The organism is Streptomyces coeruleorubidus, from assembly GCF_008705135.1.
GTDB classification, from domain to species: domain Bacteria; phylum Actinomycetota; class Actinomycetes; order Streptomycetales; family Streptomycetaceae; genus Streptomyces; species Streptomyces coeruleofuscus.
The window spans coordinates 8385778-8403905 of the sequence record NZ_CP023694.1 but is presented as its reverse complement, the minus strand read 5'-3'; the positions used below and the strand labels follow the sequence as shown (position 1 = coordinate 8403905).

General features: G+C 75.7%; 2 protein-coding genes. Both read right to left on the bottom strand.

What is annotated here, in order from left to right:
* Window positions 1-40 precede the first annotated feature (40 nt).
* On the bottom strand, window positions 41-3508 hold the full coding sequence (locus CP976_RS38400; protein WP_150484475.1) for an amino acid adenylation domain-containing protein: 3468 nt from the start codon (window positions 3506-3508) through the stop codon (window positions 41-43).
* Complete coding sequence (locus CP976_RS38395; RefSeq protein WP_268250169.1) at window positions 3505-18114, bottom strand: SDR family NAD(P)-dependent oxidoreductase; 14610 nt, start codon at window positions 18112-18114, stop codon at window positions 3505-3507. The genes CP976_RS38400 and CP976_RS38395 overlap by 4 nt, the downstream gene beginning before the upstream one ends.
* Between the last annotated feature and the right edge of the window lie 14 nt (window positions 18115-18128).

Below are 18128 nucleotides of genomic sequence, written 5' to 3'. Positions count from 1 at the left end.
TCGGGCTGTGCGGTGGGCGTGGCGACGTCGGGTCGGCCGGTCATGGGCGCCGCCCCCTGCGGTCGCGGCGGCGGGCGAGGGCCGCGGTGTCCCGCGAGCGCCGGGGCCGGGACACGGCGGGCTCGGCGGGGTGATCGGCGTCGGCGACATGGGCGGCCATGGCCCGTACGGTCGGATGGCCGAACATGTCGAGGCGGGTGATCTGGAGACCGAGCCGCTCGCGCAGGGTCGCCACCACGGACGTCAGGCGCAGCGAATCGCCGCCGACGTCGAAGAAGTTGTCCTCGGCACCGACCCACTCCAGCCCGAGCGCCTCGCACCAGACCTCGGCGATGCGCCGCTCCAGGTCGGTGCGGGCGGCCGCCGCGCCGCCGGCGACGCGGACGACGTCCGGCTTGGGCAGGGCCTTGCGGTCGACCTTGCCGTTCGGGGTGAGCGGCAGCCGGGGCAGGACGACGAGGGCGGAGGGAACCATGTAGGCGGGCAGGCGCTCGCCCAGGGCCGCCCGCAGCCCGGCGGCGTCCGGCGGGCCGGCCGGGCCGACCAGGTAGCCGGCCAACCGGCGTTCGCCGGGCCGGTCCTCGCGGACGACGGCGACGGCGGCGGTGACGCCGGGCAGCAGGCACAGGGCGGACTCCACCTCGCCGAGCTCGATCCGGTAGCCGTTGAGCTTGATCTGGCCGTCGATCCGCTCCAGGTACTCCAGGCGGCCGTCGGGCAGGTGGCGTACCAGGTCGCCGGTGCGGTAGGCGCGGCCGGCACCGCCGCCGGGGGCGGTGACGAAGCGTTCGGCGGTCAGCTCGGGCCGGCCGAGGTAGCCCTCGGCGACACCGTCGCCGGACAGGTACAGCTCGCCGGGGATGCCGGGCGGGACCGGGACGGCGCGCTCGTCGAGGACGTGGCAGCGGGTGTTGCCGATGGGCCGGCCGATGGTGGCCGCCTCGCCGGGCAGCACCCGGTCCACGGTGGACCAGATGGTGGTCTCGGTCGGGCCGTACATGTTGTACAACGCGCCGACGCGGGGCGCGAGGTGCGCGGCCAGCTCGGGAGGCAGCGGTTCGCCGCCGCACAGCGCCCGCAGCGCCGGATCGCCGTTCCAGCCGGCGGCGAGCAGCATCTGCCAGGTGGTCGGGGTGGCCTGCAGGACGGTGGGCGCGGAGCGTTCCACGCGTTCGCGCAGGGCGACGCCGTCGGCGGCCTCGGCTGCGGACAGGATCTCCACGGTGCCGCCCCGCACCAGCGGCAGGTACAGCTCCAGGCCTGCGATGTCGAAGCACACCGTGGTCAGCGCGAGCAGCGAATCCCGGGAGTCGAAGCCGGGCCTGCGGGCCATCGTCCACAGGAAGTTGACCAGCGCCCGGTGGCCGACCTGGACACCCTTGGGCAGGCCGGTGGAGCCGGAGGTGTAGATCACGTAGGCGAGGGTGTCCGGGTCGGAGCGGTCGAGCGGGGCCGCCGGCGGCCCGGCGGTGAGCGCGGTGGAAACCGGTACCGGGGTGACCGGGAACTCCGCCAGGGTGCCGCCCAGCGTCTCGTCGGTGACGACCAGTCGGGCGCCGGAGTCCTGGAGCATGTGGCCGATCCGGGCGGGCGGGTAGATCGGGTCGATCGGCACGTAGGCGGCGCCGGTACGCAGGACGGCGAGGAGGCTGACCAGCAGTTCGGGCGAGCGCTCCAGGTAGACGCCGACGAGCGTGCCGGGGCCCGCGCCGAGGCCGGCGAGGTGTCGGGCCAGCCGGTCGGCCGCCTCGTCGAGTTCGCCGTAGCCGAGGGCGCGGTCCTGGAAGCGGACGGCGATGGCGTCCGGTGCGGCGCAGGCGATGTCGGTGACCAGCCGGGTCACGGTCTGCTCGCGCGGATACTCCTCGTCGGTGTCGTTCCACCGGACGAACAGCAGCTCCCGCTCCTCGGGGGCGAGCAGGTCGGCGGTGCCGAGCGGGCGGTGGGGGCCGGCGGCGAGGGTGTCGAGGAAGGCGGCGAAGTGCCCGGCGAGCCAGCGTTCGTGGTCCGCGGTCAGTCCCGCGCCCGCGTGGAAGCCGACGGTTCCGTGGGCGTCGATGCGGACGGTCAGCGGCCGGTCATCCGGTTCGGCCGCGTCGCCGGGCAGTACGACGGCGACGGGCAGCCGGGTGCGGGCGGCGCCGGTCAGGTCCGGGTGGCGCAGGGGCACGTCACGCCGGTACGGCGTGCGGTCCCGGAGTTCGTCGAGTGCGGTGCCGATCAGGTCGGTGAAGCCGGGCAGGGTCAGGTCGAGCAGCCCTTCCGGGGCGTGCAGGGGCACGTCCGGCGCCAGGATGCGGGAGGCGGCCGGAGAGGTCGCCGGCGGGACGGACACGGCGACGTGCCGCTCGTCGCCCCGCGTGAGCCGGGCGAGGAAGGCCAGGACAGCGGCGAGGGCCGGCCGCTCGGGCTCCGTACTCCGCTCACGCAGGGCCTCGGGCAGCGGGACCGGGCCCGCCGGGCGGGCCACCGGGATCAGCGGGCCGAACCTCGGCGGGAGCACCGGCCGCAGCGACCGCAGGGAGCGCAGCCAGTGGCGCTCCTGGCGATGGGCGGCGCGGGCGGCCTCCGCGAGTTCGGCGACGGCCGCGTCGGGCAGGTGCGGGAAGCGGCCGTCGAGTACCCGGGCCAGGGCGAGGGGGTCGAGCCGTTCCCCGGACAGGGCGGCGAGGTCGGTGAGGCGGACGTCCCGGTCGCCGGTGGCCACGGTGAGGGCGTCGGGGCCGGCGTCGACGACGGTGCCGGGCTCGGCGGTGGAGGGCCGGTCGGTGACCTCCACGGCACGGACGGCGAGCAGGTCGCCGCCGTGGGCGAGCAGCGCCGTGCCGAAGTCGTTGCGGCGGCGCCCGAACGCGGTGGCCCGCACCAGTGCGTCCAGTTCGGCGGCGGGCTGGCGCCAGTCGAACACACCGCCCCGGGGCAGGCCGTCGTACCGGCCGTGGTAGGTACGCAGGCCCAGGTCCTGCGGCGTGCGGGTGGCCGTGCCGGCGGCCAGTTCGTCGACGAGTTCGGCGAAGGACTCGACGCCCGCCTCGAAGCAGGCCACGTCGAGGTCGTGCACCGTGGCTGCCGGGTCGACGGGCACCGTGCGCTGCTTGAGCACGTCGCCGGTGTCGGCCTCCAGGTTCATCACGTGCCACGTGACGCCGTGCTGTTTGTCGCCGTCGAGGATGGCCCAGCTGGTGGAGAACAGGCCCGCGTGCCTGGGCAGCGGACTGTCGTGGAAGTTGACGGGCAGCCGGGTGGGCAGGGCGAGCACCTCCTCCGGGAGCATCCGGAGGTTGGCGATGCTGAACAGGTAGTCGAAGCGCAGCGGGGCCAGCCGCTCGGCGAGGTCCGCGCCGAACGGTACGGCGGGCAGACCCTCCCCCTCAGCCCAGTCGAGCAGCTCGGCGGAGGGGGACACCACGGCGGCGACCGTGTGTCCGCGGGCCATGAGCAGCCTGGTGCACTCGACGAGGAGTGTCTCCTCGCCGATCACGACACAGCTGAACGGCTCGGCAGTCATCGTCCGCCTCCTTCGGACTCCCCGCGCGGGGAGAGCAGTTCGGCCAGCAGCTCGTCGACGGCTGCGTCGGACAGACCCGCGACCAGGCGCTCGGCGTCGCCGGCCGGGGTGGGTCCGGGCGCTGCTTGGGTGGGGGTCTGAGGGGTGGTGACGGGGGCATCGGGGGTTTCGGGACCGTGCGCCCGGGCGCCGAAGTGGCCGGCCAGCTGCCGGATGGTGATCCGCTCGAACAGCAGGGTCGCCGGCTGGGGTCCGTAGACCGCTTCCAGGGCGCGGGTCACCTCCAGGACGACCAGCGAGTCGACCCCGTAGTTCTCGAAGGTGAGGTCGGGGTCGAGCTGGTCGGGGGTCATCTCCAGGACGCGGGCGAAGACGTCCGTCACCTGGCGCAGGGTGTCGTCCTGGGAGGCCGGGGAGCCGGGGGCGACCGGGGCCACGGCGGAAGCCGCGGCAGGAGCCGGAACCGGGGGCCGTTTCGGCTCGCGCTCGACCGCCGGAGCCGGCCCGTAGCCGGGCACCACGCCGTCGCTGACGGCGGCGATGACGCTCTGGAAAGCCGGTCCGGCCTCCGTCGTCGGGGCGGCCGCGCTGATGTCCGTGAAGCCGCACGCCGCCAGCGCGTCCCGCCACTGGCGCTCGCTCGCCAGCGGGGAGCGCGGCATGCGCTGCTCGGGGTCCGAGGACAGCCACCAGCCGGCCGTCAGGCCGAAGACGAGCGCCAGCTGGTGCTGCGGGCGGGTGCCCTCCACCAGCAGCAGGGCGCCAACCCGCCGCAACAGCCGCTTGGCCCCGGCCAGCGTGTCGGACAGCCGCCGGGTGGCGTGCAGGACGTTGGTGGCGAGCAGCACGTCGTGGGCGCCGGGGGTCAGGCCCTGCCCTGCCGGGTCGGCCTCGATGTCCAACACCTCGAAGCGGGTGAAGGGGTACTGCGCGCCGAAGCGGTTCCTGGCCTTGCGGACGAAAGCCGGGGAGACGTCGGTGAAGATGTACTCGATGCCGTCGCCGTAGGGGGCGAGGGCGGCGAGCACGGCCGCCGTGGTGCCGCCCGTGCCGGCGCCGATCTCCAGGATCCGCACCGGAGCGGTGGCATCGGCGGCCCTGCGGGCCTCGACCTGCTCGGCCACGAGCCGCGCCACCTCCGCGTTGCAGCGGTCGGTGACCGGGTCGCCCCGGTAGACGGCGGCCACACGCTCGGCGGAGCCGTCGGGGAAGAGGACCTCCATGGCGGGGCGACGGCCGGTGAGGACGTCCGGCAGCGCGGTCAGGCAGTCGCCGAGGAGCGTGACGACCGGCGCGAGGGACGGGTGGCGTTCCGTCAACCGACCGCACTCGGCGACGAGTTCCTTCTCGGGCGCGGTCCTGCGGCCCGTCGGGCGCAGACGGCCACCGTCCGTGACGGCCAGCCAGCCCGCCTCGGTCAGCATGTCCAGCTGCGCCTGGAACAGCGCGGCGTGCTCGGGCACCACGCCCAGGCGGGGGGCGAGTTCCTCCCGGGAGGCCTCCCCCGCACCGAACAGGCCCGCCCGGTCGAGCGCCGACGCGAGCAGGCGCAGTGCCAGCTCCTCCGCCTCGGCGACCGCGCGCTGGTGCGCGGCCAGTTCACGGTCGGCGCCGGGCGCTCCCGGGAAGCGGACCTCGGGCAGCGGGTCCGGCACACCGCCCGGCAGCACGCTCAGGGTGCGGTCGGGGTCGATGCCGAGGTTGTCCAGGATGGGCCTGTCGGCGTCCAGGGCGAACGCCTGTGGCAGCCCGGACGCGAGGGTCCGCTCGACGACGGTCATGCCCTGCTCGGCACTCAGCGGCCGGATGCCGGCGGCGCCGAAGCGGCGCAGCACCCGCTCCCGCTCCGGGTCGCCGCCCGCGTGCCAGTAGCCGAGGTTGAGGACACGCACCGGGAAGGGCAGGGTGCGGGCGGCGTGCAGGGCAAAGGCGTCGGCGAAGGTACAGCCCGCGGCGTAGCCGGCCTGGCCGTGGTTGCCCTCGAAGGCCACGCCGGACGAGTAGAACAGCGCGAAGTCCAGCGGCACCTCGCGCACCGCGTGCAGCAGGCTCCAGGTGGAGTCGGTCTTGGACTCCAGGGCGGTCCGCAACCCGTCCTCCGGCAGCTCCCTCAGCACCTGGTTGACCAGCACCATCGCGGCGTTGATCACTCCGTGCAGGGCGCCGAACTCGTGTACGGCGAGGGCGACGGCCTCCCTCAGCGCGTCCGGGTCGGTGGCGTCGAGGGCGAGGTAGCGGACCTCGGCACCCGCCTCCTCCAGCTCGGCGACGGTCTGCCGCCGGGTCCCGTCGAGCGGGGAGCGGCCGACCACGACCAGCTTCGCTCCGTAGGCGCGGGCCAGGTGCCGGCAGGTGTCCCGGCCGACGGCGCCGAGGCCGCCGACGACCAGGTAGACGCCGCCCGGGCGGAACAGGGGTGCGGCGGCGGGCAGTTCGACCCGCTCCAGGGTGCGCACCCGGCGGACGCCCGCGCGCAGCGACACCGGCACCGGCCGGGCCGGGAACGGCTCGGCCACGATCGCGTCGGCCGCCTGGGTGGCCTCCGCCGCGCGCACGTCGACGAGCGCCACGCGCAGCGCGGGGAACTCCTTGGCCGCGACGGCGGCCAGCCCGGCGGTCCCGGCGGCCCACGGGGAGGAGTCGTCGCCCGCCTCCAGCGGATGGACGTCCGTGGTGACGACCTTCAGGCGTGTCTCACGTTCCAGCAGGCCGTGCCGGGCCAGGGCCCGCACCAGGCGGTACAGGGCGACCGGGCCCCGGTCGGTCAGGGCGCGCAGCTCGGCGCGGCCGGCGGGCTCGCGCCCGGGGGCCGTGGCGAGGAAGTAGACCAGGTCCGGTGCGCCGGATCCGGCCAGGGCGCGGTCGAGTGCGGCGTCCGCGAGGCCGCCGGGGCCGACCGGGAGCCGTCGTACGTCGGCGCCGTGGTGGGCGCGGGCGATGCCGGCTGCGGGCTCGGCGTCCAGCCGGTCCCCGACCAGCAGCACGCTGCGGGCGGCCGCGGCACGCTCCACGGCGGGCCGGGCGGTCCACACCGGCCGGTGCACGATAACCGCGGACGGTTTGGCCTCCCGGTAGGTCAGGCCCTCGAACCGGACCCTGACCGCGCCGGTGTCGTCGCAGAGCAGCACCTCGCAGCGGTCGGTTCCCGTCTCCCGGACGTACGACCAGCCGGTCGTGGGGACGGCGCCGAACACCTCGACGCGGTCGGCCGCGAACGGCAGCATCGGCCGGGCGTGTTCGCCCCGGCGGCGGACCAGCAGGGCGGCGACGGTGTGCAGGGCGGCGTCCAGGACGCCCGGGTGCAGGGCGTGCGCCGGGTCTCTGCCTGCGGCCTCGCCGATCCGGCCGAGCACCTCGTCCCGGCCGGTCCACACCTGCCGGACGCGGCGGAAGAACGGCCCGTACGGCAGTCCCTGCCCTGCCAGTGCCCGGTAGAAGGAGTCTTCGCCCGGGCCTTCGTCCAGGCGGGCGCGCAGCGCGGGGACGTCGAGGGGGGCGGGCGCGGCCGGGGCGGCAGTGAGGCGGCCGCAGGAGCGTACGGCGTCGTCGGCGCCGCGGATCTCGTACCGGTCGCCGTCGAAGGCCACCGACACCGTCTCCCCGGCCCCGCTCAGGGCCAGCGGGAGGACCCAGCGGACGTCCACGCAGGCCCGCCCGGCCAGTCCCCCGCTCGCCTCGGCGACCAGGTCCAGGTGGCCGACACCGGGCAGGATGGGCCGTCCGTCGACCACGTGGTCGCGCAGCACCGGCTCGTCGGCGGCGAGCCGCCGCTCCCACCGGCGCGGGCCCGGGGCCGGGGCGGGAGCGGGCGTGGTGTCGAGCCAGTGCCGTACCCGCTCGAAGGGGTACGTCGGCAGCGGCACCCGGCGGCGCTCGGCGGGGCGCAGGCGGTGCAGCAGGTCCCAGTCGACGGTGACGCCCGAGACCCACAGGCGGCCGAGGAGGTCGTCGGCGCCGGCCGCGATCTGGGTGGCCAGGAAGTCCTCGCCGCCGATGCCGTCGGTCAGCAGGCCGGCCAGCGGCGGGTGCTGCTCCACCCGGCCCCGGTGCAGCCACTGCCCGCCCTCGCCCCGGCCGACGGCGGCGAGCTTGCCGGCCGCGTCCGCGAGGTCGGCGGCGACGAACGCCAGCCGTACGGCGAGGGGTTCGCGGCCCACGCGCAGGGTGTGGGCGACGTCGGCCAGCCTCGGGGCACCCGGCTCGGCGAGGGCGCTGCCCAGGTCGGCCGCGCGGGCGCGCAGCCGGTCCTCGTCGCGGGCGGACAGGACGATCAGCTCCGCCTGCCCGGGCCCGGCCGGGGCCGGCTCAGGGGGCAGGTACTCCTCCACGACGACGTGCGCGTTGGTGCCGCCCGCCCCGAACGAGCTGACGGCGGCGCGCCGTGGCAGCGGACGGCCGTCACCGTCGTACATGCGCGGCCACGGCGCCGTCTCCCGCTGCACGGTGAACGGCGAGCTCTCGAAGTCGATGACCGGGTTGAGTTCCTCGGCGTGCAGCGTGGGCAGCAGAGTGCCGTGGCGCAGCTGCAGGACGGCCTTGGTGAGCCCGGCGATCCCGGCGGCGCCCTCCAGGTGGCCGATCGCGGACTTCACCGAGCCGAGCGCGCAGAATCCCGTGTCCGCGGTGTGCCGGGCGAAGGCCTGGGCCAGCGCGGTGTGCTCGATCGGGTCGCCCAGGGCGGTGCCGGTGCCGTGCGCCTCGACGCAGCCGATGGTGCGGGCGTCGATGCCCGCGGCGTCCAGCGCCTGTTCCACCAGCGCCTGCTGGGCCTGCGGGTTGGGCACGGTGTAGCCGCTGGTCCGGCCTCCGTGGTTGACGGCGCTGGCACGGATCACGGCGTGCACGGTGTCGCCGTCGCGGACGGCGTCCGACAGCCGCTTGAGCACCACGGCGCCGACGCCCTCGCCGGGCACGTACCCGGTGCCGCCCGCGCCGAAGGCCCGGCAGCGGCCGTCGGCGGACAGCATGGTCTTGCGGCTGAGGTGCACGTACTTGTCGGGGTGCACGGCGACGTTGACACCGCCGGCGATGGCGTACGAGCACTCGCCGCGGCGGATACTCTCGCAGGCCTGGTGCACGGCGACGAGGGACGCGGAGCAGGCGGTGTCGATCACCACGCTCGGGCCGCGGAAGTCTGCGAAGTAGGAGACCTGGTTGGCGATGGCGGAACGGTTGGCCAGCACGACCTGGTGGTTGCCGCGAGCCGACTCGGCGGCTGCGAGGACCGCGTAGTCGTCCCACATGACGCCGACGAACACGCCGGCGTCGTGCCCCTGGCCGCCGTGGCGGGGCGCCGGGATCCGGGACGGCGGGTAGCCGGCGTTCTCCAGCGCCGACCAGGCCGTCTGCAGGAAGAGCCGCTCCTGCGGGTCCATCGTGCGGGCCTGCTTGGGTGCGATCTGGAAGAACAGCGAGTCGAAGGAGTCCACGTCCGACAGGAAGCCGCCCCAGCGGCTGTAGCTGCGGCCCGGTGCGGCCGGGTCCGCGTCGAACAGGGCGTCGGCGTCCCAGCGGTCCGCGGGGACCTCGGTGACGCAGTCGCGGCACTCGGCGAGGTTGCGCCAGAACTCCTCCAGGGTGTCCGCCTGGGGGTAGCGGCCGCTGATGCCGATGACGGCGATCGGCTCGTCGGCGTCCCGGCGGGCGGGCGGGCCCGGGGCGGGCGCGGACGCGGGAGCGGCGTCCTGCCGCGTGGGCTGTGTCTCCTGCCGCTGCAGCGGTGTCTCCTGCCGCGACGGTTCGGTCTCCTCGGGGAACAGGCGGATGACGGCGTCGGCCTGCTCGGCGAGGATGTGGCCGGCCAGCTCGTCGACCGTCCGGAACTCGAAGAACACGGTGCCGCGCAGGCCCGGGAAGTCCTTGCCCAGCAGCGAGTTGGACTCCATGACCAGCACCGAGTCCAGGCCGTAGTCGTCCAGCGGGACGCGGCTGTCGAGGCGCCCGGCGGGCAGCTTGAGCACGCCCGCGAGGACCTCGCGCAAGTGCTCCACCAACCGGTCCCGGAGCCGGCCGGCGCGGGCGGCGTCGGGCGCCGGCGCGACGGGCCGGGACGGGGCGGGCGTACCCGTCAGGGCGGCGTCGACGGCCGTCGGGTCGCCCCAGGCGGGCACGAGCCACGAGGCGCCGGCGGCGAAGGAGCGGGCGAGGAGGTCGAGGCCCGCTTCCGCGGTCAGCGCCCGCATCCCGCTGCGGCGGGTGTACGCGGCCAGTTCCTCCTCGCGGACCAGCCCGTCGACCCCGCCGACCGCCCAGAGCGGCCAGGCCAGGGACAGACTGCGGCCGTGCACCGCGCCCTGGCGCACCCGGCGGTCGCGGAGCACCGTGTAGAGGTCGGCGAACCGGTTGGCGGTGGCGTAGCCGGCCGCTCCGAAGTCACCGATGAGAGAGGAGACGGAGGAGAAGACCACGAAGAGGTCGAGCGGGTCCTCGCGGGTCAGCCGGTCCAGGTGGACCAGGCCATGTGTCTTGGCGCCGAGCAGCCGGGCGAAGCGCTCCCGGTCGCCGTCGGCGCGGCCCTCGTCGGCGACGCCGGCCAGGTGGAACACTCCGTGCAGGGCGCCGAACCGGTCCCGGGCGGCGGCCAGCGCCGCACCGAGTTCGTCGGCCCGGGCCACGTCGGCGCGCAGCGCGAGCACCTCGGCGCCGAGGCCGGTCAGCGTGCGGTGCCAGGCGCGGGTGCGCTCGTCCGGCTCGGAGCGGCCGATCAGTACCAGCTTGGCCGCGTGGGTGCGGGCCAGATGCTCGGCGAGGACACGGCCGATGGCACCGGCGCCGCCGGTCACGACGTACACGCCCCCGTCACGCAAGGGAACGTCGGCCGGGGTGGCCGGGCCGGTGAACGGGCGCAGGGCCCGTTCCTGCCGCTCGCCGGAGGCCGTACGGCGGACCTCCAGGCCTGCGGCGCGGGGTGCGGCGCGCAGTTCCACCGCGACGGCCTCGGCGACCTCGGCGGCCGGGGCCGCGATGTCCACGCCGAGGGTGAGCAGTTCCAGGCGCGGCGCGACGGGCCCCGTGGAGCGGGCGAACCCGGCCAGGGCGGCCCACTCGGGCCGGTCCTCACCGGCATTCTGCGTGTGCAGCACCAGGCACCGCACCCGGCCGGGCAGCACGCCGGTGCGGGCCGCGTCGAGCACGTCCAGGACGGGGGCGCAGGCGCGGTCGAGCAGGTCGGCGGGCGAGTTGCCGTCCGCGTCGCCGAGGACGACGGCGAGGTCGAGCCCGTCCTCGTCGGCGAGGGAGGCGAGTCGGCCGGTGTCCTCGCCGACGGCGACGACGCGCCGCCACACGCCGGTCGCGGCCAGCGCGGACTCCAGTTCCGGGTGACGGCCGAGCAGGACGAGGGTCCCGGCGGCGTCCGCCGGTTCCGGGTCGGCGGCGAGGCGCCAGTACGGCTCGTACAGGCGGGGTTCGCCGGAGGCGGGCTCGGGCCCGGCCTGCGCGGTGGGCGTACGGCCGGCAAGCGCCGCCTGGGCGCCGGCTGCAGGGCCGGCGAGCGTCGCCTGGATGCCGGGCAGACGGCCCGCGAAGTCCTGTACGGAGGCGAGCACCCGGCCCTGGTCGTCGTACACGGTCAGGTCGAAGCGGCGCACGCCCGCCGACTCTCCGGCCACGCGGGCGTGCGCGTGGCAGACCTCGGGCAGCGGGGCGAAGGAGTCCAGGGCGCCGAGGCTGAAGGGGACGGCGAGTTCGCCGGGCCGCGGCGCGGTGGTCCGGCCGGTCCAGTGGCAGGCCCGCAGGGCGCCGTCGAGGAGCGCCGGGGGCAGCTGGGTGCCCGGGACGGTACCGGTCTGGGCCAGCCGGACCAGCGCCTCGCCGGGGCCGACCCGGATCTCGTCGATGACCTGGAAGGAGGGGCCGTACGCGAACCCGGCGTCCGCGTACTCGGTGTACGCGGTGGGTCCGTCGCGTACGACGGACAGCCGGGCGCGCAGCGCGGCGAGGTCCTCGGCGGCCTCGGGGGCGGCGGGGGCCGGGACGGCTCTGCCGCGGGCGTGGGTGGTGCGGCCGGCCCCGGTCCCGCTGTACACCTCGAAGGCCAGCCCGGTGCCGTCCGGGCGGAAGGTGACGTACAACTCCAGTTCGCCGTCGGAGAGTTCGACGGCCCGGCCCCACACCACCTCGCGCAGGGCGTGCCGGGTGCCGGGCTCGGCGAGCGCGGCGGCGGCGCGGACGAACTCCAGCGTCGCCGCGCCCGCGAGCAGCGGCCGGCCGTCGATCACGTGGTCGCGCAGCAGCGGGTCGTGCACGCGCAGCGTCTTGCGGAAGCGGACCTCGGTGACGGTGGACTCGTTGGCGTCGACCAGCGGATGCGGAGCGGCCGTGCCCAGGTCGGGGTCGAGCGGGATCCAGTAGCGCTCCGCGGCGAACGGGTACCGCGGGGCACGTACCCGGCGCGGGGCGGGCCCCGGCCGGCCGGCGTGCCAGGCCGCCCAGTCCACGTCGGCGCCGCCCAGCCAGCGGCGGGCCGGCTCGGCCAGGGGGCCCGCGTCGGTGAGGTCGGGGGCCGGACCGCCGTCGGCGAACCGGAGCAGGGCGGCGACGAGTTCGCCGCCGTCGGTGACCGCCACCGCGAGCCGGGCGTCGAGGGGCTCGCGGCCCACCTGGGTGGTGAAGCACAGGTCGGCGAGCGGCACGCGCTCGGTCCGGACGAAGCGGGCGGCCGACTCGGCGTAGGCGCGCAGCCGTTCCTCGTCGCGGGCGGAGAGCAGGAACAGCACGGGTTCGCCGGTGCGCTGCTCGCCCGCCGGTACGTCGGTGACGGGGTCGGGGTTCGGGGACTCCTCCAGGACGAGGTGGGCGTTGGCGCCGCCCGCGCCGAAGGAGCTGAGGCCGGCCCGGCGCGGCCGGTCACCGTCGGGCCAGGCGGACAGCTCGCGCTGGACCCGGAACGGGGAACGCTCGAAGTCGATGTTGGGGTTCAGCTCGGCCGAGTGCAGGGAGGGCACCAGGGTGCGGTGCCGGAACTGCAGCAGGACCTTGGTGAGTCCGGCGATGCCGGCCGCGGACTCCAGGTGTCCGATGTTGGACTTGACCGAGCCGATCGGCCAGGTGCCGGGCGCGGCCCCGGCGGACCGGTAGGCGTGGGTGAGGCCGGTCAGCTCGATCGGGTCACCCAGGGCGGTGCCGGTGCCGTGCGCCTCGACGTAGCCGATGTCCTGCGGGGTGACGCCGGCCCGTTCCAGCGCGGTGGTGATCGCGCGTTGCTGGGCGCGCGGGTTGGGCACGCTGTATCCGTTGGTCCGGGCGCCGTGGTTGACGGCGCTGCCCAGGATCAGGCCGTGGATACGGTCGCCGTCGGCCAGCGCCTTGCGGTGGGGCTTGAGCAGGACGGCGCCGACGCCCTCTCCGGGCACATAGCCGTCGCCGCCCGCTCCGAAGGCCCGGCAGCGGCCGTCGGAGGACAGGAAGCGGCCCTGGCTGAGGAAGGCGAACTTGTAGGGGTGGACGGAGACGTTGACGCCCCCGGCGATGGCCAGTTCGCTCTCGCCCCGGCGCAGGCTCTCGCAGGCCAGGTGGATCGCGGTGAGCGAGGAGGAGCACATGGTGTCCAGCGCCATGCTCGGACCGGACAGGTCCAGGGCGTGGCTGACCCGGTTGGCGATGGTGGCGAAGGACGAGCCGGTGAGCGGCCGTCCGCCGCGCAGGGCGTCCAGGGCGCCGTGGAACTGGTACTCGCCGTACATCACGCCGACGTACACGCCGACGGGCCGGCCGGCCAGGTCGGAGCGGCGGTAGCCGGCGTCCTCCAGGACGTGCCAGGCGTTCTGCAGGAACAGGCGCTCCTGGGGGTCCATCAGTTCGGCCTGGCGCGGGGAGATGCCGAAGAAGAGCGGGTCGAAGCGGTCGACGTCGCGCAGGAATCCGCCCCACCGGGTGTGGGCCAGGCCGGGCGCCGCCGGGTCCGGGTCGTACCAGCGGCGGCTGTCCCAGCGCTCCGCGGGGATCTCGGTGATGGCGTCGCGGCCCTCGGCCAGGGTGGTCCAGAGCTCGTCGAGGTCGTCGGCGGCCGGATAGCGGCCGGCCAGGCCGATGACGGCGATGGCGTCGGTGTCGTACTCGGCGGGTTCGGCGACGCCGGCCCGTGCGGTACGGCGCGGGACGCGCGGCGGGCGCGGGGAGGTGACTTCGGCCGTGGGCGTGACCGGTGCGGCCGCCTGTGTGCCGCCGGTCAGCTCGGCCGCGTGGTGCTCGGCGAAGTAGCCGGCGAGTTCACCCAGGGTGGCGTACTCGAAGAACAGGGTCTTGGACAGGGCGTCGAAGTGCCGGTCCAGCTCGCGGTTGAGCTTGGCGATCATCAGCGAGTCGATGCCGAGCCGGTCGAACGGGGCGTCCTCGGCCAGTTCGGCCGGGTCCAGGCCGGTCTCGGCGGCGATCAGCTCGCGCAGCAGCCGCAGGGCCTCGTCGCGCGGGCTGCCGCCCTCGGCGGGCGCGGTGGCCGTGGTGGTCCGGGCCGCCCGGGTGACGGGCGCGGTGAGCGCGGTGGTGATGGTGCGGAGGTCTCCGTAGGCGGCGACGAGCGCGCCGGGGGTGCCGAGGGCCTGCTCGAACAGGGCGAGGCCGATGTCTGTGGGCAGTACGCCGAAGCCGGTGCGGGCGGCGATGTCCGCGGCGGCCTCGGTGCTCTGGCGCATCCCGCCGTCGGCCCACATCGGCCAGGCGATCGCGGTGATGCGGCCGTGCCGTTCGGCGTAGGCCTCCAGGTAGGCGTTGGCGTACGCGTAGTCGGTCTGGCCGGGGTTGCCGATGTGGGCGGCGATGGAGGAGAAGGCGACGAAGAAGTCCAGCGGGTCGTCGGCGGTGGCCTCGTCCAGGGCGCGCAGTCCGGCGGCCTTGGGGGCGAGGACGGCGGCGAAGTCCTCGGCGGACTTGGTCAGGGCGTAGCCGTCGCGCAGCACACCGGCGGCATGCACGACACCGGTGAGCGGCCCGAACTCCTCGCGTATGGAGGCGAGTCGAGTGGTCAGGGCGTCCGGATCGGACACGTCGACGCTGCGGTAGACCAGGCGCTCGTCCAGGTCGGCGGGCCGTTCGCTGCGGCCCAGCAGGACCACGCGGGCGTCGGCCCGGGAGAGCAGCCGGCCGGCGACGGCGCGGCCCAGTCCGCCGGCCCCGCCCGTCACGACGTACACGCCGCCGTCGCGGACTGCTGCCGGGCCGGCGGCCGGGGCCGGCTCGGCCTGCGGGATCCGGCGGCCCTGTGCGGTGTGGGCGACCTCCGGGTCGCGGCCGTGGCCGGCCAGTTCGCCGGCGAGCGCGTCGGCCTCGGCCACGTCCTCGGCGAGGCCGACGGCCTGCACTTCGAGGAGGGGGTTCTCCGCGCGGACGGTCCGGGCGAAGGCGGCGAGTGCGGCGCGTTCGGGGCGTGGGCCGTCGGTGTCGTGGCGGTGCAGCAGCAGGACGCGCACGGGTGCGGTGGGTCGGGCGGCGAGGAGCGTCCGGATGACGTGCAGTGCCTGTTCGGGGGTCGGTTCGTCGACGAGGACGACGTCGGGCGCGGTGGCCGGGTCGAGGTCGCGGGTGACCGTGCCGATGCCCAGGGCGGTCAGGTGAGCGGCGAGCTGTGCGCCGCGCGCCGGATCGGCGGTGACGACGGCGGCCGTGTTGCCGAGGGGCGCGCCGGTGGGCTCCGCGGGCACGGCGGTCCAGCGGCGGACCAACAGGGCCGACTCGCGGGGCTCGCCGAGGACGCGCACGGCGAGGTCGTGCAGGCGGGCCAGGACCTGGCCGTGGGGGTCCATGACGGTGAGGTCGGCGTGCGCGGTCCGCTCCCCCAGCCGGCCGGCCGTGACGTGGACGCGGCAGGGCCCGGTGACGGGGGCGTGCACGCTGAGTTCGCCCAGGGCCAGGGGCAGGAAGCCGTCGGCCCTCTCGCCGTAGGCGCGGGCCAGCAGCACGACCAGGGCGTGCAGGGCGCCGTCCAGGAGGGCGGGGTTGAGCACGGCGCCGTCGAGCGAGGCGCCGTCGGGCAGTTCGAGGCTGCCGAGGGCCTCCCCGTCGCCGAGCCGGACCTCGGTGAGGGCGCGCATCCGGGGGCCGTAGTCCAGACCGTGAGCGCGCAGGACGTCGTAGCAGTCGGTGTGGGTGACCGACTCGGCGCAGCGGGCGGCGACGGCGGCCGGGTCGGCCGCTGCCGGGCGCTCGACGGCTCCGGGGTGGATCTCGCCGGCCGCGACCACCCGCTCGTCGGCGGTGAGTTCGAAGCCGACCGTGTCGCGCTCGCGCCACAGCTGGACCAGCGCGGTGCGCGGCCCGGTGGCGTAGGAGAGCAGCTGCTCGAAGGAGACTCCGCGCAGCCGGACCGGTCCGCCGAGGGACAGTTCGCCTGCCGCGCGGGCCAGTTCCAGCTGTCCGGCGGCGGGCAGGACGGGCTCGGCGGCGACGCGGTGGTCGGCGAGGTAGAACTCGCTACCGGTGCGGGAGCTGCGGTAGGCGAGGGTGTCCAGGGTGGAGACGTTCTCGTCCAGCATGGGGTGCGGGCCGGGGCCGGTGACCCGGTCGGCGGGTGCGTCGGCGTCCGGGCCGGTCAGCCAGCAGCGGCGGCCCTCGAAGGGGTACGTCGGCAGTGGGACGCGGCCGCGCTCCTCGCCCTCGAACCAGGCCGCCCAGTCGACGGCGACGCCGGCCTGCCAGGCACGGGCCACGCCGTCCCAGGGGCCGTCGGTCACGCCGAGGGCGACACCGCGGATCTCGTCGTGGGCGGCGCGCACGGGGATGCGCGCGCGGACGGCGGGTGGTACCGGGCCGTCGCCGGTCAGCGCCTCCTGAAGCCGCAGCGCCCCGGTCACGCAGGCGGCGGCCCGGGCCGCGAGCCCGTCGCCGTGCACCGCGAGGGGGGTGATGCCCCAGTCGAGCCAGAGCTTGCCGAGCGCGTACTGCACGGCGAACGCCCGCCCCCGCTCGCCGAGTCGGTCGGCGCCCGCGGCGAGGGCGGCCTCGTGGTGCCCTGCGAAGGCGGGCTCGGCGGCGGCCCACCGGTCCGCCAGGCCCGCCGCGTCCGGGACGTCCTCGGCGAAGACGAAGGAGACCTCGCCGGTGCCGGGCCGCTCGGCGACCGGGGCCTCCTGCAGCGCCCGGGCGAGGGCGGCGCGGTCGGAGCCGGTGACGGCGAGCCGGTATTCGTGGGCGCGGCGGCCCACGGCCAGCGTGTAGGCGACGTCGGCGAGCGCGACCGGGTCGTCGCCGTCGAGGTGGGCGGCCAGGTTCCGGGCGGCCGTGGCCAGCGCGGTCGCGGTACGGGCGGACACCACCAGCAGCTGCTGCGCGCGGCCTGCGTCGCCGGTGACGGGGGCGGGCGGGGCCTCCTGGAGGATCGCGTGCGCGTTGGTGCCGCCGATACCGAAGGAGCTGACGCCCGCGCGCAGCGGGCCCTCCCCTGTCCAGGGGGCGACGCCGGTGCTCACCTTGAAGGGGCCGTCCGCGAAGTCGATGGCCGGGTTGGGGGTGGTGTGGTTGACGGTCGGCACCAGCGTCCGGTGCTTCATCATCAGCACCGTCTTGATCACGCCCGCGACACCGGCCGCCGCGTCCAGGTGGCCGATGTTGGACTTCACCGAGCCGATGGCGCAGAACCCGGTGTCGGCAGTGGACTCCCTGAACGCCCGGCTGAGCGCCGAGACCTCGACCGGGTCGCCGAGGCGGGTGGCGGTGCCGTGTGCCTCGACGTATCCGATGGAGCGCGGGTCGACGCCGGAGACCGTGTGCGCCTCGCGGATGACGGCGGTCTGGCCGACGGCGCCGGGCGCGGCGAAGCTCACCTTGCCGGAGCCGTCGTTGTTGGTGGCCGTGCCCTTGATGACGGCGTGGATGGTGTCCCGGTCCGCGATGGCGTCCCGCAGGAGCTTGAGGACCAGGACACCGACGCCGTTGCCGAGGACGGTGCCGCTGGCGTCCTTGTCGAAGGTGCGCACGTGCCCGTCCCGGGACAGGATCGCGCCCTCCTCGTACAGGTACCCCTTGGCCTGCGGCAGTTTCACGGTGACACCGCCGGCCAGCGCCATGTCGCACTCGCCGTTGATCAGGCCCTGGCAGGCCAGGTGGAGGGCGACGAGGGAGGTGGAGCATGCGGTCTGGACGGCGTAGCTGGGTCCTTTGAGGTCGAGTTTGTACGACAGCCGGGTGGCCAGGAAGTCCTTGTCGTTGCCGACCATCACCGCGAAGTGGTCGGAGGTGGTGGTCTGGTCGACGTGGGGCAGCACCTGCTGCTGCAGGTAGGTGTTGATGGCCGCGCCGGCGTAGACGCTGATCAGCCCGTCGTAGCGGGCGGGGTCGTAGCCGGCGTGCTCCAGGGCGGCGTGGCCGGCCGTCAGCAGGATGCGGTGCTGGGGGTCGGTGATCGCGGCCTCGGCCGGGGTGAACTCGAAGTACCCGGTGTCGAACAGGTCGACGTCCGGAATGATCCCGTGGGCGGGCACGTACTCCGGGTCGTCCAGCAGCCGGGCCGGCACCCCCGCCGCCGCCAGTTCCTCGCGGCTGAACCGGGTGATGCCCTCGCGGCCCTCGCTCAGCAGGCGCCAGAAGGAGTCCAGGTCGTCGGCGCCGGGGAAACGCCCGGCCATGCCGATGATGGCGACGTCCGTTTCGGCAACAGCCGGAACCGGGTTGTTCACTGACCCAACACTCC